18 protein-coding genes and 1 tRNA gene are annotated in these 23,889 nt (G+C 74.3%); 12 read left to right on the top strand and 7 right to left on the bottom strand.

Going from position 1 to position 23,889, the window contains the following annotated elements:
* The first annotated feature begins 13 nt into the window (after positions 1 to 13).
* Entirely contained in the window at positions 14 to 1,321 is a 1,308-nt protein-coding gene (locus M3673_RS14680) for an ROK family transcriptional regulator (RefSeq protein ID WP_251534498.1), read from the top strand.
* A gap of 51 nt (positions 1,322 to 1,372) precedes the next feature.
* Here M3673_RS14680 and ppsA read toward each other — a convergent pair whose 3' ends face one another.
* Positions 1,373 to 3,841: a phosphoenolpyruvate synthase gene (gene ppsA / locus M3673_RS14675; RefSeq protein ID WP_251534497.1), complete on the bottom strand. Its 2,469-nt coding sequence runs from the start codon at positions 3,839 to 3,841 to the stop codon at positions 1,373 to 1,375.
* A complete protein-coding gene (locus M3673_RS14670; protein WP_056865134.1) occupies positions 3,838 to 4,737 on the bottom strand; it encodes a pyruvate, water dikinase regulatory protein in 900 nt (299 codons plus the stop codon). Before M3673_RS14670 ends, ppsA begins: the two co-directional genes overlap by 4 nt.
* Before the next feature lie 161 nt (positions 4,738 to 4,898).
* On the opposite strand from M3673_RS14670, the gene tpx reads away from it, so the two are divergent.
* Complete coding sequence (tpx, locus tag M3673_RS14665; RefSeq protein ID WP_193661694.1) at positions 4,899 to 5,393, top strand: thiol peroxidase; 495 nt, start codon at positions 4,899 to 4,901, stop codon at positions 5,391 to 5,393.
* Here the strand turns inward: tpx and M3673_RS14660 are convergent.
* Genes M3673_RS14660 through M3673_RS14650 form a run of 3 tightly spaced genes read right to left on the bottom strand, consistent with a single transcriptional unit; the run spans position 5,363 to position 10,113 of the window.
* Positions 5,363 to 6,628 carry an MFS transporter gene (locus M3673_RS14660; RefSeq protein WP_251534496.1) on the bottom strand — a complete coding sequence of 422 codons (1,266 nt, stop codon included), beginning with the start codon at positions 6,626 to 6,628 and terminating at the stop codon, positions 5,363 to 5,365. The genes tpx and M3673_RS14660 overlap by 31 nt on opposite strands.
* Before the next feature lie 5 nt (positions 6,629 to 6,633).
* Positions 6,634 to 7,971: an AI-2E family transporter gene (locus tag M3673_RS14655; protein WP_251534495.1), complete on the bottom strand. Its 1,338-nt coding sequence runs from the start codon at positions 7,969 to 7,971 to the stop codon at positions 6,634 to 6,636.
* 57 nt (positions 7,972 to 8,028) lie between these two features.
* The gene (locus tag M3673_RS14650; protein ID WP_251534494.1) at positions 8,029 to 10,113 is read right to left on the bottom strand and encodes an MMPL family transporter; all 2,085 of its coding nucleotides are present in this window, start codon (positions 10,111 to 10,113) and stop codon (positions 8,029 to 8,031) included.
* A 146-nt stretch (positions 10,114 to 10,259) separates the two neighbouring features.
* On the opposite strand from M3673_RS14650, the gene M3673_RS14645 reads away from it, so the two are divergent.
* Together M3673_RS14645 and M3673_RS14640 are read left to right on the top strand one after the other, a co-directional pair.
* Positions 10,260 to 10,661, top strand: a complete 402-nt coding sequence (locus M3673_RS14645) for a MarR family winged helix-turn-helix transcriptional regulator (RefSeq protein WP_251534493.1) — start codon at positions 10,260 to 10,262, stop codon at positions 10,659 to 10,661.
* 149 nt (positions 10,662 to 10,810) lie between these two features.
* The gene (locus tag M3673_RS14640; protein WP_251534492.1) at positions 10,811 to 12,475 is read left to right on the top strand and encodes an alpha/beta hydrolase; all 1,665 of its coding nucleotides are present in this window, start codon (positions 10,811 to 10,813) and stop codon (positions 12,473 to 12,475) included.
* Between the two features lie 341 nt (positions 12,476 to 12,816).
* Here the strand turns inward: M3673_RS14640 and M3673_RS14635 are convergent.
* Positions 12,817 to 12,900, bottom strand: a tRNA-Leu gene (locus tag M3673_RS14635).
* Positions 12,901 to 13,074: 174 nt separating this feature from the next.
* Between M3673_RS14635 and M3673_RS14630 the strand changes: the two genes are divergently transcribed.
* From M3673_RS14630 to pknB, 7 genes are all read left to right on the top strand, one after another.
* Positions 13,075 to 13,842, top strand: coding sequence for a DUF3662 and FHA domain-containing protein (locus tag M3673_RS14630; protein ID WP_227488770.1), 768 nt, complete (start codon positions 13,075 to 13,077; stop codon positions 13,840 to 13,842).
* Positions 13,835 to 14,311: an FHA domain-containing protein gene (locus tag M3673_RS14625; RefSeq protein ID WP_056865128.1), complete on the top strand. Its 477-nt coding sequence runs from the start codon at positions 13,835 to 13,837 to the stop codon at positions 14,309 to 14,311. The genes M3673_RS14630 and M3673_RS14625 overlap by 8 nt, the downstream gene beginning before the upstream one ends.
* Positions 14,308 to 15,723: a protein phosphatase 2C domain-containing protein gene (locus M3673_RS14620; protein ID WP_251534491.1), complete on the top strand. Its 1,416-nt coding sequence runs from the start codon at positions 14,308 to 14,310 to the stop codon at positions 15,721 to 15,723. The genes M3673_RS14625 and M3673_RS14620 overlap by 4 nt, the downstream gene beginning before the upstream one ends.
* On the top strand, positions 15,723 to 17,135 hold the full coding sequence (locus tag M3673_RS14615) for an FtsW/RodA/SpoVE family cell cycle protein (RefSeq protein ID WP_193661698.1): 1,413 nt from the start codon (positions 15,723 to 15,725) through the stop codon (positions 17,133 to 17,135). Before M3673_RS14620 ends, M3673_RS14615 begins: the two co-directional genes overlap by 1 nt.
* A 76-nt stretch (positions 17,136 to 17,211) precedes the next feature.
* Positions 17,212 to 18,711, top strand: coding sequence for a penicillin-binding protein 2 (locus tag M3673_RS14610; protein WP_251534490.1), 1,500 nt, complete (start codon positions 17,212 to 17,214; stop codon positions 18,709 to 18,711).
* The gene (locus M3673_RS14605; protein WP_251534489.1) at positions 18,708 to 20,393 is read left to right on the top strand and encodes a serine/threonine protein kinase; all 1,686 of its coding nucleotides are present in this window, start codon (positions 18,708 to 18,710) and stop codon (positions 20,391 to 20,393) included. Before M3673_RS14610 ends, M3673_RS14605 begins: the two co-directional genes overlap by 4 nt.
* Positions 20,390 to 22,264, top strand: a complete 1,875-nt coding sequence (gene pknB / locus M3673_RS14600; RefSeq protein ID WP_251534488.1) for a Stk1 family PASTA domain-containing Ser/Thr kinase — start codon at positions 20,390 to 20,392, stop codon at positions 22,262 to 22,264. The genes M3673_RS14605 and pknB overlap by 4 nt, the downstream gene beginning before the upstream one ends.
* On the opposite strand, the gene M3673_RS14595 is transcribed toward pknB, so the two are convergent.
* Positions 22,240 to 23,112 (bottom strand): DUF881 domain-containing protein, encoded by an 873-nt coding sequence (locus tag M3673_RS14595; protein WP_251534487.1) that lies wholly within the window; start codon positions 23,110 to 23,112, stop codon positions 22,240 to 22,242. The two genes, pknB and M3673_RS14595, sit on opposite strands and share 25 nt — an antisense overlap.
* A gap of 92 nt (positions 23,113 to 23,204) precedes the next feature.
* Here M3673_RS14595 and M3673_RS14590 point away from each other — a divergent pair, with 92 nt between their 5' ends.
* Positions 23,205 to 23,663 carry a cell division protein CrgA gene (locus M3673_RS14590; protein ID WP_193661701.1) on the top strand — a complete coding sequence of 153 codons (459 nt, stop codon included), beginning with the start codon at positions 23,205 to 23,207 and terminating at the stop codon, positions 23,661 to 23,663.
* Positions 23,664 to 23,889 lie beyond the last annotated feature (226 nt).

Below are 23,889 nucleotides of genomic sequence, written 5' to 3'. Positions count from 1 at the left end.
TTGACTCCTCGTCGTGACCGACAGCACCGCCTCGCGCCCGGGCTCCCGGCCCGCCCCGCCCGACGGCGCGCGCGGCCCGGTCCCGGCCACAGTCCTGGCTCCGACGACCCCCGCGACCTCGGCCCTGCCCGGCTCGGCGGCCCTCCCCGACACGGGACCCGGCGGCACCAGCGGCACCGGCACGTCGGCGGGCGCGCTCCTCCACCTCGTGCGCACCGGTCGCGCCGCCACCCGCTCCGACCTCGCCCGCGTCACCGGGCTCTCGCGCAGCGCGGTCACCTCCCGCGTGCACGCCCTGCTCGACGCCGGGCTGCTCGTCGAGGGCGGCGGGTCGACCTCCACCGGCGGCCGCCCGCCCGGCACGCTCGGCCTCGACGTCGACGCCGCGGTGGTCGTCGGCATCGCCGTGGGCCGCTCGCGCAGCCAGCTCGGGCTCTTCGACCTCGCCGGGCGCGAGATCGTCGGCGACACCCGCGACCACGTCGTCGGCACCGCTCCCGGCGTGCTCATGCCCGACGTCGCCGCCCGCCTCGCCGCGCTGCTCGCCGGCACCACCGTGCCGGTCGCCGGCATCGGGATGAGCCTGCCCGGCACGGTCGACCCCGAGACCCGGATGAGCCTCGACGCCCCGGTCATGGGCGGCTGGGACGGCGTCGCGCTGGGCCCCTACCTGGCCGAGGTCTGCCCCGCGCCGCTCCACCTGGCCAACGACACCGCCGCCCTGGCCCACTCCGAGCTCTTCGGCGTCGTGCCGCCCGCCGACGTGCTGGTCGTCAAGGCCTCCACCGGCCTCGGGCTCGGCGTCATCGCCGACGGCCGCCTGCTCGGCGCCCACCGCGGCATCACCGGCGAGCTGGGCCACACCCGCATCGACGCCGCCGACGGGCTGCTGTGCCGCTGCGGTGCCACCGGCTGCCTGGAGTCGCTGGCCGGCGGCTGGGCCCTGGTCAACACCATGGTCGACGAGGGCCACGACGTGCGCCACGTGCGCGACCTCGTGCAGCTCGCCCTCGACGGCGACACCCTCGCCCGGCAGCTGCTGCGCCAGAGCGGGCGCCACCTCGGCGAGGTGCTCGCCACCGCGGTCAACCTCCTGCACCCCGGCCTGGTCGTCGTGGGCGGCGACATGGGCGCGGCCTTCGACCTCTACACCGCGGGCATCCGCGAGACGGTCTACGCCCGCGCCGCCGCGTCGGTCGTGCGCGACCTCCGCTTCGCCCCGGCCACCCACGGCGAGTCGGCCGGGCTGGTCGGCTGCGCCGCCCTCGCCATCGACGCCGCGCTCACCCCCGCCGCCGTCGACGCGCACCTGCGCGCCTGACCCGACGGGGGCCGACGGCGGGGGGCCGACGGAGGCCGGCCGGGCCGTCGCTCAGCCGGCGCTCACGCCCCCCAGCCGCAGCCAGGTGTCGACGACGGTGTCGGGGTTGAGCGACATCGACTCGATGCCCTGCTCCACCAGCCAGTCGGCGAGGTCAGGGTGGTCGGAGGGGCCCTGGCCGCAGATGCCGACGTACTTGCCCTGGCGCTTGCAGGCCTCGATGGCCGACGAGAGCATGTGCAGCACCGCCGGGTCGCGCTCGTCGAAGCCGTCGGCGACCAGCGCGGAGTCGCGGTCCAGGCCCAGGGTCAGCTGGGTCATGTCGTTGGAGCCGATCGAGAAGCCGTCGAAGTGCTCGAGGAAGGCCTCCGGGATCACGGCGTTGGACGGCACCTCGCACATCATGACGACCTTCAGGTCGTTCTCGCCGCGGCGCAGGCCGTGCTCGCCCAGCAGCGCGATCACGCCCTCGGCCTCCTTGACGGTGCGCACGAAGGGGATCATCACCCTGACGTTGGTCAGCCCCATCTCGTCGCGCACGTGGCGCAGCGCCTCGCACTCCATCGCGAAGCACTCCGCGAAGTCGGCCGAGAGGTACCGCGACGCGCCGCGGTAGCCGATCATCGGGTTCTCCTCCTCCGGCTCGTAGCGCGTGCCGCCGACGAGGTTGGCGTACTCGTTGGACTTGAAGTCGCTCATGCGCACGATGACCGGCTCGGGCGCGAAGGCCGCCGCGATCATGGCGATGCCCTCGGCGACGCGCTGGACGAAGAACTCGCGCGGCCCGGCGTAGGCCGCGATGGTCTCCTCGATGTCGGCGCGCAGGTCGCCCGGCAGCGAGTCGGGGTCGGCGGCGAGGTCGAGCAGCGCCTTGGGGTGGATGCCGATCTGGCGGTTGATCACGAACTCCAGGCGGGCCAGTCCCACGCCCTTGTGCGGCAGCCGGGAGAAGGCGAAGGCCTGCTCGGGGGTGCCGACGTTCATCATGATCTTCACCGGCACGTCGGGCATCGAGTCGAGCTCGGTGCGCTCGACGCTGAAGTCGAGCACGCCGTCGTAGACCAGGCCGGTGTCGCCCTCGGCGCACGACACGGTGACCTCGCGGCCGTCGGAGAGGTCACGGGTGCCGCTGCCGGTGCCGACGACCGCGGGGATGCCGAGCTCCCGGGCGATGATCGCGGCGTGGCAGGTGCGCCCGCCGCGGTCGGTGACGATGGCCGAGGCGCGCTTCATGATCGGCTCCCAGTCGGGGTCGGTCATGTCGGCGACGAGCACCTCGCCCTCGTGGAACTCGTGCATGTCGTCGATGGAGCGCATCACGCGCACCGCGCCGGCGCCGATCTTCTGCCCGATGGCGCGGCCCTCGACGACGACGTCGGCGCCCGCGGTGGCCCCGGCGTCGATCCTGAAGCGCTCGAGCGTGCCGCCGCGGCGCGACTGCACGGTCTCGGGGCGGGCCTGGAGCACGTAGAGCCGCCCGTCGAGTCCGTCCTTGCCCCACTCGATGTCCATCGGGCGCCCGTAGTGCTCCTCGATGGTCAGCGCGTGACGGGCCAGCTCCTCGACCTCGTCGTCGGTGAGGCTGAAGAGCCGGCTCTCGGCCGGGTCGACCTCGACGAACTCCGTGGTGCGGCCGACGGTCTGGTCGTCGGTGTAGACCATCTTGGTGGCCTTGCCGCCGATGCCGCGCTTGAGCAGCGCGGGCCGGCCCGCGCGCAGGGCGGGCTTGTAGACGTAGAACTCGTCGGGGTTGACCGCGCCCTGCACGACGCCCTCGCCCAGCCCGTAGGCCGAGGTCACGAACACGGCGTCGTCGAAGCCCGACTCGGTGTCCATGGTGAACATGACGCCCGAGGAGCCGATGTCGGAGCGCACCATGCGCTGCACGCCGGCCGAGAGGGCCACGGCGTCGTGCTCGAAGCCGTGGTGCACGCGGTAGGCGATGGCGCGGTCGTTGTAGAGCGAGGCGTAGACCTCGCGGATCGACAGCAGCACCGCGTCGATGCCGCGCACGTTGAGGAAGGTCTCCTGCTGACCGGCGAAGGAGGCGTCGGGCAGGTCCTCCGCGGTCGCCGAGGACCGTACGGCGAACGACGGCTGCTCCCCCGACCCGTCGCCCGCGTCGGAGCCGCCGGCGCCGGCGACGAGCTGGTCGTAGGCGGCGCGCACGTCGGCCTCGAGGTCGGCCGGGAAGGGCTGAGCCACGACCTCCTCGCGGATGGTGCGGCCGACCTCGGCCAGGCGCCGCACGTCGTCGGTGTCGAGGTCGCGCAGCAGCCCGCTGATGCGCTCCTTCAGGCCGGTGTCGCCGATGAAGTGGTGGAAGGCCTCGGAGGTGGTGGCGAAGCCGTCGGGCACGCGCACGCCGAGGTCGGTGAGGTGGGAGACCATCTCGCCGAGGGAGGCGTTCTTGCCGCCGACCTGCTCGATGTCGCCCATGCCGAGGTCGGAGAACCACCGCACGTTGACGGTGGACCCGGGCTGCCCGCCGGCGGGGCTCGGGGTGGAGGTCTCGGTCATGGGGTGGTGCCTCTCTCTCGACGGGTCTGCTCGCCTCGCCGGGACTGCTCGCGGCGCAGGGACTGGATGATGAGGGCCGAGATCTCCTCGACCGACTTCGCGGAGGAGTCGATCGTCGGGACCCGGTGGGCGTTGAAGAGGTCGGTGGCGCGGCGCAGCTCCCAGCGGCACTGCTCGGCCGAGGAGTAGCGCGACCCCGGCCGGCGCTCGTTGCGCACCCGGCTGAGCCGGTCGACGGTGGTGGTGAGCCCGAAGCACCGCTCCTGGTACTGCTGCACCGGCTCGGGCAGGTGGCTGCGCTCGAGGTCCTCGTCGACCAGCGGGTAGTTGGCCACGAAGAGCCCGTGCTGGAGCGCGAGGTACATGCTCGTGGGGGTCTTGCCGCACCGCGAGGGCGCCAGCAGGATCACGTCGGCCTTGTCCAGCGCGCGCAGGCTCTGCCCGTCGTCGTGCTCGATGGTGAACTCCACCGCGGCCATCCGCTCGTTGTAGCGGTGCACGTCGCCCACGCCGTGCAGGCGCAGCGGCTGGCGCACGCCGCGCTGGCCCAGCAGCCCCTCGACCTGCTCGATGTGGACGCCGAAGAAGTCGATCACCGGGGCGCGGGTGCGCAGCAGCTCGGCGCGCACCTCGTCGTTGGCCGCGGTGACGAAGGCCAGCGGGGCCTGGCCGTGGTCGAGCAGCGTGTCGAGGGCGGCCACGACCTCCTGCGCGTCGGCGACGGTGGAGATGAAGGGGATGACCGTGCGGTCGAAGGTGCGGTCGGGGAACTGCAGCAGCAGCGCGTTGCCCATCGTCTCCGCGCTGATCCCGGTGGAGTCGGAGAGGAAGAAGACCGGCACCACGTCGTCGGCCCCGGGACGCGCCTCCTCAGGGATCGGGTCGGTCTGCGACATGTGGGCCCTCCAGCGGCTCCCGCCCCGGGCGGCGCGGTGCTCGGGAGGCTACCGCGCACCGCGCCCGGACGCAGGTGACGTCCGCCACCACGGACGGTGCCGGCGCGGGCACCACCCGGCCTCGCGGGCCGCGGGCTCGACGTACCTGCTAGACCTTGGCCATGACCATGACCACCGCCCTGGGCGGCACCCCCTGCACGACCGTCGGCGACCTGCCCGCCGTCGGCGCCACCGCGCCCGAGGTCCGCCTCGTCGGCTCCGACATGTCGGAGGTGACCCGCACCCCGGGCCGCCGCACGGTGCTCAACATCTTCCCCAGCGTCGACACCAGCGTGTGCGCGGCCAGCGTCCGCGAGTTCAACGCCCGGGCCGCCGGGCTGGCCGACACCGAGGTCGTGTGCGTGTCGCAGGACCTCCCCTTCGCGCTCCGGCGCTTCTGCGGCGCCGAGGGCATCGAGGCCGTCACCGTGGCCTCGGGCTTCCGCTCCACCTTCGGCGACGACTACGGCGTGCGCCTGGCCGACGGCGGCTTCGCCGGCCTGCTGGCGCGCTCGGTGGTCGTGCTCGACGCCGACGGCACGGTGCTGCACTCCCAGCTGGTGCCCGAGATCGGCCAGGAGCCCGACTACGACGCCGCGGTCGCCGCGCTGGGCTGAGCGCTCCCGCGGCCACGCTCGGCCGCGACCATGGCCGCCGCCCCGACCGCGGGTCCCAGCGCCAGCACCACGAGCGCCAGGCGCCACGACACCGCGTCGACCAGCGCCGGCACCAGCCACAGGGTGAGCGTGGTGGTGGCGTAGCCCAGCGCGAGCTGCACCGAGAGCGCGCCGCCCACGCTGCCGGGCGGGGCGCTCTCGGTGACCATGGCGGAGAACTGCGCGGAGTCGGCGATCACCCAGAAGCCCCAGAAGGCGCACAGCCCCACGACCACCCCCAGCGGCGCGACCGGGTAGCTCGCGGCCAGCACCAGCGCGGCGCCGCCGGAGCAGACCAGGCTCAGCAGCGCCGCGCGCGGGCGGCCCCACCGGTCGCCGAGCACGCCGCCGAGCAGGCAGCCCAGCGCGCCGACCCCGATGCAGGCGGAGGCCAGCACCCCGGCGTACGCCGCCGCGTCGGGGCGGGCGGCGACCTGCGGCAGCGCCAGCAGGAAGGCGCCGACGCCGGCCCACATGGCGTAGAGCTCCCACATGTGCCCGACGTAGCCGAGGTCGGCCAGCAGCACGTCGCGGCGCGCCAGCGCCCGGAAGCCTGCGCCGAGACTGACCGGGCCGCGGGCCACCGCGTGCGGTCCCTCCCCCCGCACCACGGCGAGCAGCAGGCCGCCCGCCACCGCCAGCGCGCTGGTGACGGCCACGACGACCTGCCAGTCCGGGCCCGCGGCCCCGGTGCCGCCACCGGCGAGGCCGCCCACCAGGTGGGGCAGCGCCGAGCCGAGGGTGAGCGCGCCGATCATCAGCCCCAGCGCCACACCCCGCCCGCGCAGGAACCACGCCGAGACCTCCTTGAGCGCCACGGGGTAGAAGAGCGCCAGGCAGACCCCGGTGAGCAGCCGCAGCGGCACGGCGAGCGCGAGGCCGTCGGCGAGCAGCAGCCCTGCGGTGCAGGCGGCCGCGCCGAGCGCCCCGGCGGCCATGAGGGCCCGGCCCGGCAGCGCGTCGGCCAGCCCCAGCACGGCCGAGCCGACCGCGCCGAGCACGAAGCCGACCTGCACCGCGATGGTCAGCGCCGCGGCGCCCCCGCTGCCCAGGCCCCAGGCGACCTCGAGGCGCGGCACGACGGCGGTGGCGGAGAACCACACGCCCATCGTCAGCAGCGTGCTCGCCGCCACCACCGTCAGCGCCCACGCCGGCGAGCTGCGCGGCCCGGCGTCCGTGGTCGTGGCGGGGGGCACGCGGGTCAGTGGCCGCGCAGCGGCCGGGTGTCGTCGCCGGTGTCGTCGCTCGTGTCGTCGCCGGTGTTGTCGGCGGGGCCCTGGCCGGGGCCGCGCTCGTGGGCGCGGGCGCGCAGCTCGTCGGGGTCGACGTCGCCGCGGCGCAGCGCGTCGTCGTGGCGGTCCATCTCGGCCCGCTCGGCGTCGCCCTGCTCGGCCAGCTCGGTGTCGGAGCCGCGGTGGGGCGCGGGGCCCTGGCCGGTGCGGGCCAGCAGCAGCTCGTCGAGGTAGCGCAGCACGACGGCCACCACCGCCACGACCGGCACGGAGAGGAAGGCGCCGGCGACGCCGAAGAGGGTCGAGCCGAGCACGATGGAGAGCAGCACGACGCCGGCGTGCAGGCGCAGGCTCTTGCCCTGCAGCCACGGCAGCAGCACGTTGCCCTCGAGCTGCTGCACGGCGAGCACGATGAGCAGCACGATCACGGCGGCGACCCAGCCGTTGGCCACCAGCGCGACCAGCACCGCGACGGCGCCGATGGTGATGGCGCCGACGATGGGGGCGAAGGCGGCCACGAAGGTGAGCACGGCCAGCGGCCCGGCCAGCGGCACGCCCACGATCACCAGGCCGAGGCCGATGAGCACGGCGTCGATGAGGCCGACCAGCGCCTGGGTGCGGATGAAGCTGCCCAGGGTCGACCAGGCGCGGCGCAGCACCTCGGAGAGGTGGGAGCCGACGCCGCCGCCGGAGACGTGGGTCAGCCACGGCAGGAAGCGGTGGCCGTCCTTGATGAAGAAGAAGGTGAGCACGAGGGTCAGCACGAGATTGACCAGCGCGTTGGTGACCGCGCTGACCCCGACCAGCAGGCCCGAGGCGATCGAGCTGGCGCTCGACTGCAGCTGCGACTGGGCGGCGGCCACGGCGTCGTCGAGCTGGCCCTCGGTCACCGGCAGGCTGCTGCTCAGCAGCTGGTCGCGCAGCTTGAGCAGGCCCTTCGAGGCGCTGTCGGCGATGTCGGCGACCTGCGAGCCCACCGAGGGGGCGATGAAGGTGACCACGCCGGCCACCACCGCGAGGGCCCCGATGATGACGAGGCCCGCGGCCAGGCCCCCCGGCACCGGGGTGCGGCGCTGCAGCCAGTGCGCCGCCGGGGCGAGCACGGTGGTGACGATCAGCGCGAGGACGATCGGCAGCAGGATGCTCCACAGGTACTGCACGGCCTCGCCCAGCACGTAGGCGCCGACCACGATCACCAGCCAGCGCAGCGTCCAGCGCGAGAGCCAGTGGACGCCGCGCCCGATCTCCTGCTCGCGGGTGGCCGCGCCCGGGTGGCGCGCGGCGGGGGTCTGCTCGGAGGAGGTCACGATCGGCCATCCTGTCAGCGCGCGGGCCCCCGGGCCTACACCGCGTGGGGGGAGCGCCTAGACCGTGCGGGCGGGGCGTGCCGCGTGCTGCGGCCCCGCGCCGGCGCCCACCCGGCGAGGCCACCAGAAGCGGTCTCCCAGCAGCACGGCCAGCGCCGGCACGAGCACGGTGCGCACCACGAGGGTGTCGAGCAGCACGCCGACGCAGATGATGGTGCCGAGCTGCGCGAGCACCACCAGCGGCAGCACGCCGAGCACGGCGAAGACCGCGGCGAGCAGGATGCCCGCGCTGGTGATCACCCCGCCGGTGGCGGTCAGCGCCCGCAGCATGCCCTCGCGCGAGCCGTGGGTCGCGGCCTCCTCGCGGGCGCGGGTGACGAGGAAGATGTTGTAGTCCACGCCCAGCGCCACGAGGAAGAGGAAGGCCAGCAGCGGCACCCCGCTGTCGAGGGCGCTGAAGCCCAGCACCTGGGTGAAGAGCCACCACGAGGCGCCGAGGCTGGCGGCGTAGGTCGCGACCACGGTCGCCACCAGCAGCAGCGGCGCGACCACCGAGCGCAGCAGGAGCAGCAGCGCGCCCAGCACGAGCAGCAGGATGATCGGCAGGATCAGCAGCCGGTCGCGGGCGGCGCCCTCCCCGGCGTCGAGGGCCTGGGCCTCGCTGCCGGTCACGTGGGTGTCGTCGAAGCCCTCGAGGTCCTCGCGCAGGGTCTCGATCGCGTCGGCGGCCTGCGTGCTGCCGGGGGCGGCGTCGAGCACGGCGTCGACCTGGGTGATGCCGGCGCCGCTGGCACCGATGCTGGCGCTGGCCACGCCCGCGCTGCCCTCGACGGCGGCCAGCACCTCCTCGCCGTCGGCGCGGGTCAGCACCTGGGTGGGGTCGGAGACCCCCGCGGGGAAGGACTCCCCGAGCCGGGTCGAGGCCGCGATGGCCTCGGGCTCCTCCAGGAACTGCTCGGCCTGGTCGAGGCCGGTGTCGATGCGGAAGAGCCCGACGGCGAGCACCCCGAGGAGCACGAGGGTCCCGGCCACGAAGGCGGCGGGGCGGCGGGCCACCTGCACCCCGACCTTGTGCCACAGCGAGTCGCTCTCGGCCAGCGGGGCCTCGCCGACGCGCGGCACGCGCGGCCAGAAGACCCAGCGCCCGAAGCACACCAGCGCGGCCGGCAGCACCACGAGCGCGAAGGTCGCGGCGATCACCACGCCGATGGCGCAGGCCAGCCCGAGGCCCCGGGTGGTCGGCACGAGGGAGAGCAGCAGGGTCAGCAGGCCGAGCACCACCGTCACCGAGCTCGACAGCACCGCCTCCGCCGTACGCCGCAGCGCCGTGGCCATCGCCCGGTGCCGCGACTCCTCGTGGCGCAGCTCGTCGCGGTAGCGCGAGATCAGCAGCAGTGCGTAGTCGGTGCCGGCGCCGAAGACCAGCACCGAGAGGATGCCGACGGTCGACTCGTCCCAGGCCACGCCCAGCCCGGCCATCGCCTGCGTCGAGGCCACCGCGGCCAGGCGGTCGGCGACGCCGACGACGGTCAGCGGCACCAGCCACAGCACGGGGCTGCGGTAGGTGAGGATCAGCAGGATCGCCACGACCGCGGCGGTGGCGCCGAGCAGGCGGAAGTCGGCGCCGTCGAAGACCGCGGCCAGGTCGGCCTGGATCGCGGCGGGCCCGGTGACCTGGGCCGTCACCCCGGCGGGCACGCCCTCGTCGAGCCGCTCGCGCAGCTCGGTCACCGCGTCGGCGGTGTCGGTGGCCGAGCCCGCCGCCACCGGCACCACCACGATCGCCGCGGTGCCGTCCTCGGCCACGGTGACCGGGCCGTCGGGGCCGGTGGCCACGCCGCCGACCTCCTCGCCCAGCCGGCCGAGCTCGCGCACGGTCGCGTCGTCGAAGGTGCCCTCGTCGGCGGTCAGCACGACCACGGCCGCGCTGGAGTCGTCCTCGGGCAGGGCGTCGCGCAGCTCGGTGCCCTGGGTGCTGTCGAGACCGGCCGGCACGCTGTCGGTGCTGCGGGCCTCGCGCTCCCCCTCGCCCACGAAGAGGATCGCGAGCACGGCGAGCAGGAGGGGCACGAGGGCGACCAGGGCGGCGGTGCGGCGGCCCGTGACCACCCCGGTCACGCGGTCGCTCAGCGAGGACGACATGGCAGGCTCCTGGGGCTCGACGTAGGCTTGCGGGCGTTGGTTCGGAACCTTAGTCACTAAGTTGGTGAAACAAAATCTCCGAGGCCCCCACCCCGCCCGAGGGTCCCCTCTCGGCCCAGCTGCTGCGCGACGTCGTCGACCGCGCCGTGCGGGTGCGCCACGAGCTGGCCCGCCGCTCGCGGGTCAGCGACTCCGAGCTGTCGGCCCTCGAGCACCTCGTGCGCGAGCCGATGGGACCGGCCGAGCTGGCCCGGCTCCTCGAGGTCAGCACCGCGGCGTCCACCGGCGTCGTCGACCGGCTCCAGACCAAGGGACACGTGCAGCGCGAGCCCCACGCCGAGGACCGCCGGCGCACGGTCGTCACCCTCACCGACTCCGGGCGCGCCGAGATCCTGGGCCACCTGATGCCGATGTTCGAGGCGCTGCGGGCCCTCGACGCCGACCTCGACGACACCGAGCGCGCCGTCGTCGCCCGCTACCTGCGCGGCGCCGCCGCGGCCTTCGAGACCGTCACGGGCCCTCCTCCCGCGCCGCGATCCACCACCTGACCGCCACCTGACCACCGCCTGACCCGCGGCCGGGCGTCCCCCGGCCCCACCCGCGACCCGGGCGGCTGTTGCCAGGCCGGTCGCCGGGCAGCAGGATGGCGGAGGTGCGCAGGACAAGACACCTCTCAGGCCCCCGACCCCTCCCCGCGGTGCTCGCCGCCGGCCTCGCCGCCGTGCTGGCCCTCGGTCTCGCCTCGGCCCCCGGCGGCGCAGCCGCCGCCCCGAGCGCGGACCCCGCGACCACGACCCCGGCCGCGACCGTGCGCGTCGCCGACACCCCCGCCACCGACCGCGCCGTGCCGCGCGTGCGCTTCCGCGACTGCGGCCGCTTCCGCTGCGCCCGCGTGCCCGCCCCGCTCGACTACGACGCCCCCGACGGCGCCACGGTCAGCCTCGCCGTGCTCAAGGTGCCGGCCCGCAAGCCCTCGCGCCGCCTCGGCACCCTCTTCGTCAACCCCGGCGGCCCCGGCGGCTCGGCCACCGAGTTCGCCACCTACGCCGGGCAGTTCCTCGGCTCGACGGTCCGCAACCGCTTCGACATCGTCGGCATCGACCCGCGCGGCGTGGGCGGCACGGCCGACCTGCTCTGCGAGGGACGGGGCCAGGTCGGGTACCCCCGCCAGGCCTACCCCCGCACCTCGACGCAGATCGACCGCTGGCTGGCCTTCGACGCCCAGGAGCGGCGGCTGTGCGAGGGCCGCCGGATCCTCGACCACATGAGCACCGCCGACGTCGCCCGCGACATGGACCACGTGCGCCGGGCCCTGCGCGAGGACACCGTCAGCTACTTCGGCGCCTCCTACGGCAGCATGCTCGGCTCCACCTACGCCGCACTCTTCCCCTCCTCGGTGCGCGCGCTCGTCGTCGACGGCGTGCTCGACCCCGTGGAGTGGACCAGCGGGCGCGACGGCACCGGCACCACGGTGCCCGTCACCACCCGCCTCGGCAGCGGCGAGGGCTCCCGCGAGGCCCTCGTCGCGGGCCTCGCCGCGTGCGACGCGGCCGGGCGCCCCGCCTGCCCCGTGGCCGGCGACGCCCTCGGCGCCTGGGACACCGTGGCCGACCGGCTCCAGGACGACCGCGCCCTCGGCCGCGCAATCCGGCTGAGCTACGACGACTTCGTCGGCACCACCCTCGGCCTGCTCTACGCCGGCGACCTGTCCACCGTCGCGCAGATGACCGCCCAGGCCCGCCGCGCGATCCGCGCCCAGGACGCCCGCGGTCGCGGCGCCGGGACCGGCGCGGCCGTGGCCGACCTCGCCGCCGTACGCCGCGCCGCCGCGCGCACCGTCGACGCCCTGCCCTTCCCCGGCCCCGACGAGACCGTGCTGGCCCGCACCGGCTCGACGCCCTCCGCCCCCGGCACCTCGGCGCGGGCGCGGATCGCGATCAGCGGCGCCTTCCACGGCGTGCTCTGCTCCGACAGCGTCAACCCGTCCTCCACCGACGTCTGGCCCACCGCCGCCGACACCGCCGACACCGCCGCGCCCGACTTCGGCCCGCTGTGGACCTGGTCCTCCTCGGCGTGCGTGGGCTGGCCCGGCTCGGGCGACGACGCCTACCGCGGCCCCTTCGCCACCGACGCCGCCGACCGGATGCTCATCGTCAACAACCGCTACGACCCCGCCACCCCGCTCACCGGCGCCCTGGCGCTGCAGGGCGAGACCGGCGCCCGCCTGGTCACCGCCCAGGCCTACGGCCACGTCGCCACGGGCACCAACCGCTGCGCCACCCGCGCGGTGTCGGACTTCCTGGTCTCCGGCGTCGCCCCCGCGGCCGACCGGACCTGCTCGGGGGTCGGTCCCTTCGGGTGAGCCTCCCGGCGAGGGGCACCCCCGGACGGCTGCACATCCCCGCGTGAGAGGTCGCGGACGGGACCTCAACAGAACCTCGAAAAAAATCTGCATCTTTTGAGTTTCAACGAGTGCGGGCCCGGGCATGAAGGTGTCAGGCACCCAGAACAAGCGCTCCCCGCCCCCGACCCGGTCACGCACCGGCCCTCGGGGGCGGGTCGCATTTACCGGCGACTGCACGCCGCGCCGCCCGCTGCCCCCCGCGTCGGCGAGGGGCCGGGAACAGCAGAAGGCCGGACCACCCTGGGGTGGTCCGGCCTTTCGTCGTCGTGCTGTCCCGAGGAGCTGTCCTCGGGTCCACGTGCGCGAGGGGGGAGTTGAACCCCCACGTCCTTTCGGACACACGGACCTGAACCGTGCGCGTCTGCCTATTCCGCCACTCGCGCGTGAAGCGACTGCACGGTATCCCAGACGCGAGGCCATCCCCAAACCCGGGCCGACCCCCCGCTCGGGGTGACCAGCCGCACGGCCCCGTCCCGTTACGATCGTCGGCAACCCGGGCACACACCGGGTCGCTAGGCCTGCCGTGCGCGGGCCGCGCACCGACCAGTGCCGACACGATGGCCAGCACCAGGGCCGACACCAGGGAAGGAGGCGACACGGTGGGTGGGATCCAGAAGTTCGAGCAGCGGCTCGAGAGCATGATCTCCGGCGCGTTCGCCCGCGCCTTCCGCTCCGCGGTGCAGCCGGTGGAGATCGCGGCCGCCCTGCAGCGCGAGTGCGACAACAACGCGCAGATCCTCTCCCGCGAGCGCCGCCTCGTGCCCAACGCCTTCCACGTCGAGCTGTCGATCACCGACCTCGACCGCCTCGCGCCCTACGACACCGCGCTGGCCGACGACCTCACCGGCCAGCTCCAGGAGCACGCCGACGCGCAGGGCTACTCCTTCCCCGGCCCGATCAGCATCGAGTTCGAGGAGTCCGGCGACCTCACCACCGGTCGCTTCCGCATCCGCAGCCGCGCGCAGGCGCGCGTGACGGGCAACGCCACCCACACCCAGGTCAGCCGGGCCCGCGCGATCCTCGAGGTCAACGGCACCCGCCAGCCGCTGCACCCGCCCGGCGTGGTCGTGGGTCGCGGCAACGACGCCGACCTGCGCATCAACGACCCCGGTGTGAGCCGCCGCCACATCGAGTTCCGCGTCGCGGCCCGCACGATCGGCACCCGCGAGGGCGTCCACATCGAGGTCCACGACCTGGGCTCGACCAACGGCATGCTCGTCAACGGCCAAAAGATGAGCCGCTCGATCGCCGACGACGGCACCGAGGTGCGCATCGGCAACACCACGCTGACGGTCCGCATCGTCGAGGAGCGCATCGATGTCTGAGCTCACCCTGCTGCTGGTCCGCATCGCCTACCTGGCGATCCTGTGGATCTTCGTGCTCTCGGCCATCTCGGTCATCCGCTCCGACATGTTCGGCGCGCGCGTGCCCGAGGCCGCCCGCGGCCGGGGGCAGAAGGCGCCCAAGGAGAAGAAGGCCAAGGCGGCCAAGCCCCGGCGCGGCTCCCCCACCCACGTGCTGGTCGTGGAGGGCTCCAGCGCCGGCGAGCGCGCCGAGCTCGACCAGGCCCCCATCCTCATCGGCCGCGGCAACGACGCGGCGATCCGCCTCGAGGACGACTACGTCTCCACCCGCCACGCCCGGATCGCCGCCGCCGGCGACCAGTGGTTCGTGGAGGACCTCGGCTCCACCAACGGCACCTACATCGGCACGGTCCGCATCACGCAGCCGACCACGATCACCCTCGGCACCCAGGTGAGGATCGGCAAGACCATCCTGGAGCTGCGCAAGTGAGCTCCCCGACGCTGGTCCTCGACTACTCCGCCATCTCCGATGTCGGGCGGGTGCGCAAGGACAACCAGGACTCCGGGTACGCCGGCCCCTGGCTGCTCAGCGTCTGCGACGGCGTCGGCGGCGCGGCGCGCGGCGACATCGCCAGCGGCACCGCCGTGCAGCAGCTGCGCCGCCTCGACGAGCAGCCCCCCGGCGAGCTGGCCCCCGACGACCTGGTCGGCCAGGTCGCGGGCGCCCTGCACCGCGCGCACGACCGCATCGGCGAGCTGGTCGACGAGGACCCCGCCCTCAACGGCACCAGCACCACCGCCACCGTGCTGCTCTTCGACGGCCACCGCGTCGCCGTCGGCCACGTCGGCGACAGCCGGGCCTACCTCTACCGCGACGGCCGCATCAGCCAGCTCACCAGCGACCACACCTTCGTGCAGAGCCTCATCGACGAGGGCCGCATCACCGAGGCCGAGGCGCGGGTCCACCCCCACCGCAACCTCATCCTCAAGGCCCTCGACGGCATCCACGAGGCCGAGCCCGACCTCTTCCTCGTCGAGCTCGAGGCCGGCGACCGGCTCTTCCTGTGCAGCGACGGCGCCTGCGGCGTGCTCGACGACGCCCGGCTGGCCGACATCCTCTCCTCCGGCACCCCCGACTACGCCGCCGTCGAGCTGGTGCGCGCCAGCCTCGAGGCGGGCAGCTCCGACAACGTCACCTGCATCGTCGCCGACGTGCTCGACGAGACCGGCGCGGCCCAGCGCGCCGACGAGCTCGCCGCCCTCGAGCCGCTGCTGGTCGGTGCGGCCGCCGAGCTGCGCCGCCGGGTGCCGCGCGGCACCCGCAGCCCCAGCCTCTTCCGCGGCCACCGCTCCGGCGACACCGGCGAGCTCGAGCCCGTGCTCGCCGAGATCCCCGAGGGTCTGCCGCCCGACGCCCACGCGATCCCGTCGGACCCCATCGACCCCGAGGCCGCCCGCTACGCCCTGCGCCCGCCGGCACGCTTCGGCTGGCTGCGCTGGGTGATGGTGGCCGCCGTGGTCGGCGGCCTGGTGTGGATCGCCGCGGCCGCGGCCTGGTCCTGGAGCCAGCAGCAGTACTTCGTCAGCGAGGAGGAGGGTGTCGTCTACATCTACCGCGGCGTCAACACCGAGCTGCCCGGTGCCTCGCTCTACGAGCCCTACGAGCGCACCAACGTCGACCTCGACCGGCTCACCGAGCTGCAGGCCGACAACGTCCGCCAGGGCATGAGCGCCGGCAGCCTCGACGGCGCCCGCCAGATCATCGAGAACCTCGTGGCCGCAATGGAGGACGAGACCGCCGACTCGGGCACCGACTCGGGCACCGACTCGGGCACCGGTGACGCCGGCACCGAGCCGGGCGCCGACGCCTCGTCCAGCCCGGCCACCGCGGGAGCCCGCTGATGGCCGCCCGCACCGCGCTGCCCGCGCAGGGCGCCAACCCGATCATCGGCTTCGTCCACCGGCGCCGTCGCGGCGCCGAGCTCTTCCTGCTGGTGCTCGCCCTCGCGGTCGGCATCGGCGCCTACGCCGCGGTCGGCATCGGCGTGCAGGGGCGGGTGCCGGCCGACATCGTCGGCTACGGCGGCTGGCTGACCGCGCTGGTCGTGGCCGCCCACGTGGTCGTGCGCATCGTCGCGCCGTACGCCGACCCGGTGCTGCTGCCGGTCGTGGCCGCGCTCAACGGCCTCGGCCTGGCCTTCATCCACCGCGTCGACCTGGTCGACGGCACCGACCTGGCCCGCAACCAGCTGATCTGGATGACCCTCGGCGCGGTGCTCTTCATGGTCACCCTCGTCGTGCTGCGCGACCACCGGGTGCTGACCCGCTTCACCTACACCGCCGGGCTCAGCGCGATCGTGCTGCTCCTGCTGCCGATGATGCCGGTCCTCGGCACCGAGATCCGCGGCGCGCGGATCTGGATCTCGCTGGGCCCCTTCAGCTTCCAGCCCGGCGAGGTGGCCAAGGTCCTGCTGGTCATCGCCTTCGCGGGCTACCTCGTGCTCCACCGCGACGCGCTCGCGCTCGCGGGGCGCCGCGTGCTCTTCGTCGACCTGCCCCGCGGGCGCGACCTGGGCCCGATCCTCGGCATGTGGCTGGTCAGCCTGGGCATCCTCGTCTTCCAGAAGGACCTGGGCTCGAGCCTGCTCTTCTTCGGCCTCTTCCTGGTGATGCTCTACGTCTCCACCGAGCGGCCCGGCTGGCTCGTGGTCGGCGGCGCCCTCTTCCTCGGCGGCGCCCTCACCGCCTGGCGGCTCTTCGGCCACGTGCAGACCCGCGTGTCGGTGTGGCTGGACCCCTTCGCCTACTACGGCGAGGGCACCAACGACACCGGCTTCCAGAACGTCGAGGGCCTCTTCGGCATGGCCTGGGGCGGCCTGCTGGGCCGCGGCTTCGGCGGCGGCGACCCGACCCGCATCCCGATCGTGGAGTCCGACTTCATCATCGCCGGCCTCGGCGAGGAGCTCGGCCTGACCGGGGTCATCGCCATCCTGCTGCTCTACGGCCTCATCGTGGAGCGCGCGCTGCGCGCTGCGATCATCTCCCGCGACGGCTTCGGCAAGCTGCTGGCCACGGGCCTGGGCAGCGTCTTCGCGCTGCAGGTCTTCGTCGTCATCGGCGGCGTCACCGGCCTGATCCCGCTCACCGGTCTCACCACGCCCTTCCTGTCGCAGGGCGGGTCCTCGCTGGTCGCCAACTGGGTGGTCATCGCCCTGCTGCTGCGCATCTCCGACCTCGCCCGGAGCCCGGTGCCCGACCTCACCGCCGACGCCGAGGACGACGCCGACGAGTCGACCCAGGTGATCAAGCTCTGACCACCCCGACCCGCCGACCGAGCGCCACCCCCGTCAGCGCCCCCGCCAGCACCCGCCCAGGAGAGGAGCACCACCGGTGAACAAGCCCATCCGCACGGTCTCGGTCGGCATCATGCTGCTGTTCCTCGCCCTGATGCTCAACGTGACCTACCTGCAGTACTGGCGCGCCGACAGCCTCGACAGCGACCCCGAGAACCGCCGCGCGGTCGACGCGACCTTCTCCCAGGAGCGGGGCGCGGTGCTCGTGGGTCGGCAGGCCGTCGCCGAGAGCGTGCCCTCCAACGACCGCTACGAGTTCCAGCGCACCTACGCCAAGCCGCTGCTCTACGCCCACGCCACGGGCTGGTTCAACTACTACAACGCCCAGTCCAGCGACTGCACGACCTGCCAGCAGTGGATCGAGCAGACCCAGAACGACATCCTCTCCGGCGACGACGACCGGCTCTTCGTGACCCGGCTGGTCGACCTGCTCAGCAACCAGGGCCAGAAGGGCGGCAACGTCCAGCTCACCCTCGACCCCGAGGCGCAGCAGGCCGCCTTCGACGGCCTGCGCCAGACCATCGGGCCCGACGGCCAGGGCTCGGTCGTCGCGCTCGACCCGCGCACCGGCAAGGTCCTCGCGATGGTCTCGCTGCCGTCCTTCGACCCCAACCGGCTGGCCTCCCACGACCTCAGCGAGGTCAACGCCGCCTACGAGCAGCTCGACGCCGACGAGGACGACCCGCTCAACAACCGCGCCATCCAGACCACGCTCCCGCCGGGGTCGACCTTCAAGATCGTCACGGCCGCCGCGGCGATCGAGAGCGGCGAGTACACCGCCGCCGACCAGGTGCCCGGCGGTGCGACGTACCAGCTGCCGCTGACCTCGGGCGAGACCGGGCTGATCGACAACGAGGGCCGCTCCTGCGGCACGAGCCTCATCCCCTTCGCCCAGGCGATGGAGCAGTCGTGCAACACCACCTTCGCGCGCCTGGCCGTCGAGGTCGGCGCCGACGCGATGCGCGACCAGGCCGAGGCGTTCGGCTTCAACGAGGAGTACTTCGACGACCTGCAGCCGCAGGCCGAGTCGGTCTTCCCCCGCGACATGAACGAGCCGGAGACCGGCCAGAGCGGCATCGGCCAGTTCGAGGTGCGGGCCACGCCGCTGCAGATGGCCATGGTCGCGGCCGGCATCGCCAACGACGGGAAGGTCATGCGGCCCTACCTCGTCGACGAGGTGCAGTCGCCGGAGTTCGAGCGGATCGAGGCCACCGAGCCCGAGCTGCTCTCCGAGGCGGTCAGCGAGTCGACGGCCAACCAGGTCACCGAGCTCATGGTCTCCACCGTCGACAACGGCACGGCCTCGCCGGCCGCGATCGACGGCATCAGCGTGGCCGGCAAGACCGGCACGGCCCAGAGCGGCATCGACGACGTGCCGCCCTACGCCTGGTTCACGTCCTTCGCCCCGGCCGACGACCCGCAGGTCGCCGTGGCCATCGTCATCCAGAAGGCTCCCGGCATCGACCGCGGCGAGATCGCCGGCGGCCTGCTCGGCGGGCCCATCGCCAAGGCCGTCATGGAGGCCGTGATCCGATGACCACCTCGATGCCCGAGATCGGCGGCTCCGCCGACGACGCCGGCCGCTATCGCCTCGACGCCCGCATCGCCACGGGCGGCATGGGCGCGGTCTGGCGGGCCACCGACACGACGCTGGGTCGCACGGTGGCGGTCAAGCTGCTCAAGAGCGAGTACGCCGACGACCCGTCGTTCCGGTCGCGCTTCGAGACCGAGGCCCGCCACGCGGCCTCGCTGCACCACCCCCACATCGCCGCGGTCTACGACTTCGGCGAGGCGCAGAGCGCCGACGGGTCCGGCGTGCCGCGGCCCTACCTCGTGATGGAGCTCGTGGAGGGCCAGCCGCTCTCGGCGCTGCTGCGCCCGGGCCAGCCGATGGACCCCGACGTCGCCCGCGACCTGGTGGCCCAGGCCGCCGACGGCCTGGCCGCGGCCCACGCCGCGGGCATCGTGCACCGCGACGTGAAGCCGGCCAACCTGCTGGTCACCGCCGACCGGCAGGTCAAGATCACCGACTTCGGCATCGCCCGCGCGGCCCAGTCGGTCGGGCTGACCCAGACCGGCCAGGTCATGGGCACGCCGCAGTACCTTTCCCCCGAGCAGGCCCGCGGCACCACCGCGACCGGCGTCTCCGACGTCTACAGCCTCGGCGTCGTGGCCTTCGAGTGCCTGGCCGGGCGTCGTCCCTTCCAGGGCGACACCCCGGTCACCACCGCCCTGGCCCACCTCAACCAGCCCGTGCCCGACCTGCCGGCCGCGGTGCCCGCCGACCTCGCCCGCGTCGTGCGCCGGGCTCTGGCCAAGGAGCCCGCCGAGCGGTACGCCGACGCCGCGGCCTTCGCCGCCGCGCTGCGCGACCCCTCCTCGCTGGGCCCCGACGCGCCGTCGGCCGCCGCGACCCAGGTGCTCGCCCCCGGGGCGGTGCCCGCCGACCGCACCCAGGTGATGACCGGCGTCGGCGCCCCCGTGGCGCCCGACCCCACCCCGACGCCCACGTCCACCCCGACCCCTGCCGACGACGAGCGCCGCACGGGCACCGCCGGCTGGGTGTGGGCCCTGGTGCTCCTCGCGCTGCTCGCCGTCGGCGCGCTGGTGCTGTGGCTGGCCCTCTCCGGCGGCGGTGACGACACCGAGGAGACCCCGCAGCAGCGGCCGAGCCCGACGCGCACGCAGCAGAGCCCCAGCGAGTCGCCGAGCTCCAGCCCGACCGAGGAGGCCCCGGCCACCGTCGAGGTCGACCCCGACCAGTACGTCGGGCGGGACTACCGCGACGTGCAGGAGGCGCTGGAGGCCCTCGGCCTCAACGTCACCCTCAATGAGGTCGACAACCCGGGCGAGGAGGAGCAGGGCATCGTCGACTCGGTCAACCCCACCGGCACCCTCACCGAGGGCGACACCGTCACGGTGAGCTTCTGGGGCGCCGCCCCCGAGCCCCAGCCCACCCCGACCCCGACGCCGACTCCCACCCCGACGCCCACTCCCACGCCGACCCCCACGCCGACCCCGACCGCGGCGTCGCCGGCCGAGGGACGGGCCCCTGCCGACCCCGCCGCACCTCCCGCCCCCGACGCGACCCCCGGGGCCACCGACCCGGCCGCCACGACGACCAGCCCCTCGACCGCCACCGGGACCGGCGGGACCACCACCTCCGGCCGCTCCGCCGACACCGCCGACACCGCCCGCACCGAAGGGACCACGCCATGACGGGCTCGCAGCCGATCCTCATCGGCGGGCGCTACCAGATCGGTGAGCTGCTCGGTCGCGGCGGCATGGCCGAGGTCCGCAAGGGCACCGACACCCGGCTGGGACGGGTGGTGGCCGTCAAGCGCCTGCGCACCGACCTGGCCAGCGACGCCACCTTCCAGGCCCGCTTCCGCCGCGAGGCGCAGTCGTCGGCCTCGCTCAACCACCCCTCGATCGTGGCCGTCTACGACACCGGCGAGGAGCCGGCCGCCGACGGCTCGGGGGTGCAGCAGCCCTACATCGTCATGGAGTTCGTGGCCGGCCGGACGCTGCGCGACATCCTGCGCGAGGGCCGCAAGATCCTGCCCGAGCGGGCCCTGGAGATCACCAGCGGCGTGCTCTCGGCCCTCGACTACAGCCACCGCGCGGGCATCATCCACCGCGACATCAAGCCCGGCAACGTCATGCTGACCCCGTCGGGCGACGTCAAGGTCATGGACTTCGGCATCGCCCGTGCCATCAGCGACGCCTCCTCCACGATGACCCAGACCGCCGCCGTCGTGGGCACCGCGCAGTACCTCTCCCCCGAGCAGGCCCGCGGCGAGACCGTCGACTCCCGCTCCGACGTCTACTCCGCCGGCTGCCTGCTCTACGAGCTCCTCGCCGGCCGCCCGCCCTTCGTCGGCGACAGCCCGGTCGCCGTGGCCTACCAGCACGTGCGCGAGCAGGCCCAGCCGCCCTCGGACCACGACACCTCGCTGCCGCCGGAGATCGACGCCATCGTGATGAAGGCGCTGGCCAAGCGGGTCGAGGACCGCTACCAGTCCGCGGCCGCGATGCGCAGCGACATCGAGCGCTACCTCGCCGGCCGCCCGGTGCAGGCCACGCCCCCGCCGCCGATCGTGCCCGTCTCGCAGACCCCGCCGCCGCGCCCGATGCCCGTCGCCGCCCCGGCGCCGACGCCCGACGCCACGCCTGCGGAGGAGTCCTCCTCCTCGCGCGGCGGTCTGGTCGTGGCCCTCGTGCTGCTGCTCATCGGGCTGATCGTGGCCGGCGTGCTGCTGTGGCCGCGACTCTTCCCCACCGCGCCCGAGCAGACCCAGGTGCCCGACGTCGTGCGCACCAACATCGACCGCGCCCGCGCCGCCATCGGCGAGGCCGGGCTGACCCTCGGCGACATCAACTACGTCGCCAACGAGAACGTCGCCGCCGACCGCGTCATCTCCCAGGACCCCTCCGGCGACAGCTTCGTCGACCCCGGGAGCACCATCGACCTCACCGTCTCCACCGGCACCCCCGAGGTGCCGGTGCCGAGCGTGGTCGGCCTCCAGCAGCGCGCCGCCGTCGCGGCGCTGGAGGACGTCGACCTCGTGGCGCGGGTCGCCGAGACCCAGTCCGACCTGCCCGCGGGCCAGGTCGTCTCCACCGCTCCCGAGGCGGGCCAGCAGGTCGAGTCGGGCTCCACGGTGACCCTCACCGTCTCCGACGGCCCCGAGACCGTGCCCTCGGTCGAGGGTCTCACCGAGGCCGAGGCGCGCCGCCAGATCATCGCGGCCGGCTTCAACCCCGTGGTGCGCGAGGAGGACGGCGAGACCGACGCCGAGACCGGCACCGTGGTCGACCAGGTGCCCGAGGCCGGCGAGGAGCTGGCCCAGGGCAACGACGTCTACATCTTCGTCACCACCTTCGAGGAGCCCACCGAGGAGCCCTCGGAGTCGCCGTCGGAGTCGCCCAGCGACGACCCGTCGGGCTCGCCGTCGCCGAGCCCCGGCGACACGACCTCGCCCGGGCGCGGCGGTGGCCGCGCCCTGCTCCCGGCCACGCCCTCCCGGCGTACGGCGGGACGGCGCGCGCGTCGCGGGCCGGCTCAGCCCTCGAGCGGCTCGGCGTAGCTGAGGTCGAGCAGGCCGTCGAAGGCGGGCGCGACGACGTCGGACTCGGCGGCGAAGTCCCAGCCGATCTGCACGTCGGGCAGCTCGCTCTGGGCGCGGTAGCGCGCGAGGTAGTCGTCGCCCTCGATGGAGGCGGCCAGCGCGGAGGGGTCGCCGACGGCCTCGATGACGTAGGGCTGGGGGTAGGGCACGTTCTGCAGCAGCACGGAGTTGCCCTCGCACTTGATTCCGGTGGTCGACACGACCCGCTGGCCCGCGACGGTCACCGCCGTCGCCCCACCGCGCCACATGGCGTTGACGACGGCCTGGATGTCCTGCTGGTGCACGACGAGCAGCTCGAGCGGCTGCTCGGTGACCTGGGCGACCTCGAGGGGGGCGTCGGCCAGCGTGACCGACACACCCGCGCCCTCGCGCGGCTCGAGACCCGCCGGGTCGCGCAGCGTCTCGATGCGCTCCTGCACCCGCCGGGTGTCGGCGTCGCCGACCTGGGCGCCGAGGGTGGCGACCTCGCCGGTGAGGTCCTGCACCCGCTGGCGCAGCTCGTCGTAGCGGTCGGCCTCCGCACCCACGAGCGACGACAGGTCGGTGTAGCGGCCCGGTCGCAGGTCGGTGCCCTCGCTGGACTGGGCGCTGATGACGAAGAGCGACCCGCTGAGCAGCACCACCAGGGGGGTGCCGACCCGCCAGGCCAGCGGACGTCCGGCGCCCGGCCGGCGGCGCGCGCGCAGCGACGCCGCGACGCGGTGCCACCCGGCCACGGCCCCCGAGCCGTCCTGCGGCCCGCGGTGACCCGACGGCCCCGACGGGTCCGGCGGCTGCGGCGGCGCGGCGTGGGAAGTCGGGGTCATGCCGACTAAGGTAACCCGCGACAAGCGACGGGACCCCGTCCCCGCCCACCCCGAACCCCGAGGCGTCCGCGCCCTCGACGAGGAGCACCACCGTGAAGTTGAAGGACAAGGACCCCTTCGCCGAACCCCGCCAGGGCCCGGCGGTCGGCCCCCGCTTCGTCGTCGCGCTCCTGCTCGTCGCGGCCGGCATCGCCTGGATCGCCTACTACTACCTCGGGGTCCGCGCCGACCCGACCGTGCTCGACGCCGAGGCCTCGGGCCCGGCCTTCATGGGCGACATCGAGCGGTGGAACTACGTCATCGGCTTCGGCCTGGTCCTCCTCGGACTCGTGGTCTCGGCCCACCCCTCGACCCCGCTCGGTCGCGGCCGTGGCGTCGTCGTCGGCATGCTGGGCTGCTTCGTGGTCGGCCTGATCTGGATCTGCACGTTCTACGTCTTCAGCAACGACCTCACCGACGTGCCGGTCTTCAACGACCTCAACCAGTCCAACCTCATCGTCGGCATCGCCTTCATGGCCGTCGGCTTCGTCTTCGCCACCCGCTGGGAGTGAGTCCCCCCCGGGGGCCTTCGCCGGCCCCCGGACCCGTCCCCGCCGCAGCACCCGCACCGCCCGTCGTCCCCCCCCGGGACGGCGGGCGGTTCTGCACATCTGGGGACAAACCTGTGGAGAACTACACGCGTGTAGTTCTCCACATGTGATTCCACAGCTGTGGACAACTCGCCCCCGCGCCGGTGGTTTCGAGACGCTCGTCGCTAGCGCTCCTCGCTCCTCAACC

The sequence above is a fragment of the Nocardioides sp. P86 genome, from assembly GCF_023712465.1.
Classification (GTDB): domain Bacteria; phylum Actinomycetota; class Actinomycetes; order Propionibacteriales; family Nocardioidaceae; genus Nocardioides; species Nocardioides kribbensis.
This window is presented reverse-complemented; position numbering and strand designations above follow the sequence as displayed.

Bases quoted from the DNA above. Each gene is read 5' to 3' on its own strand.
- ppsA (WP_251534497.1), bottom strand. From the start codon at position 3,841: ATGACCGAGACCTCCACCCCGAGCCCCGCCGGCGGGCAGCCCGGGTCC.
- M3673_RS14670 (WP_056865134.1), bottom strand. From the start codon at position 4,737: ATGTCGCAGACCGACCCGATCCCTGAGGAGGCGCGTCCCGGGGCCGAC.
- tpx (WP_193661694.1), top strand. From the start codon at position 4,899: ATGACCATGACCACCGCCCTGGGCGGCACCCCCTGCACGACCGTCGGC.
- M3673_RS14650 (WP_251534494.1), bottom strand. From the start codon at position 10,113: ATGTCGTCCTCGCTGAGCGACCGCGTGACCGGGGTGGTCACGGGCCGC.
- M3673_RS14630 (WP_227488770.1), top strand. From the start codon at position 13,075: ATGGCCAGCACCAGGGCCGACACCAGGGAAGGAGGCGACACGGTGGGT.
- M3673_RS14625 (WP_056865128.1), top strand. From the start codon at position 13,835: ATGTCTGAGCTCACCCTGCTGCTGGTCCGCATCGCCTACCTGGCGATC.
- M3673_RS14615 (WP_193661698.1), top strand. From the start codon at position 15,723: ATGGCCGCCCGCACCGCGCTGCCCGCGCAGGGCGCCAACCCGATCATC.
- M3673_RS14605 (WP_251534489.1), top strand. From the start codon at position 18,708: ATGACCACCTCGATGCCCGAGATCGGCGGCTCCGCCGACGACGCCGGC.
- pknB (WP_251534488.1), top strand. From the start codon at position 20,390: ATGACGGGCTCGCAGCCGATCCTCATCGGCGGGCGCTACCAGATCGGT.
- M3673_RS14595 (WP_251534487.1), bottom strand. From the start codon at position 23,112: ATGACCCCGACTTCCCACGCCGCGCCGCCGCAGCCGCCGGACCCGTCG.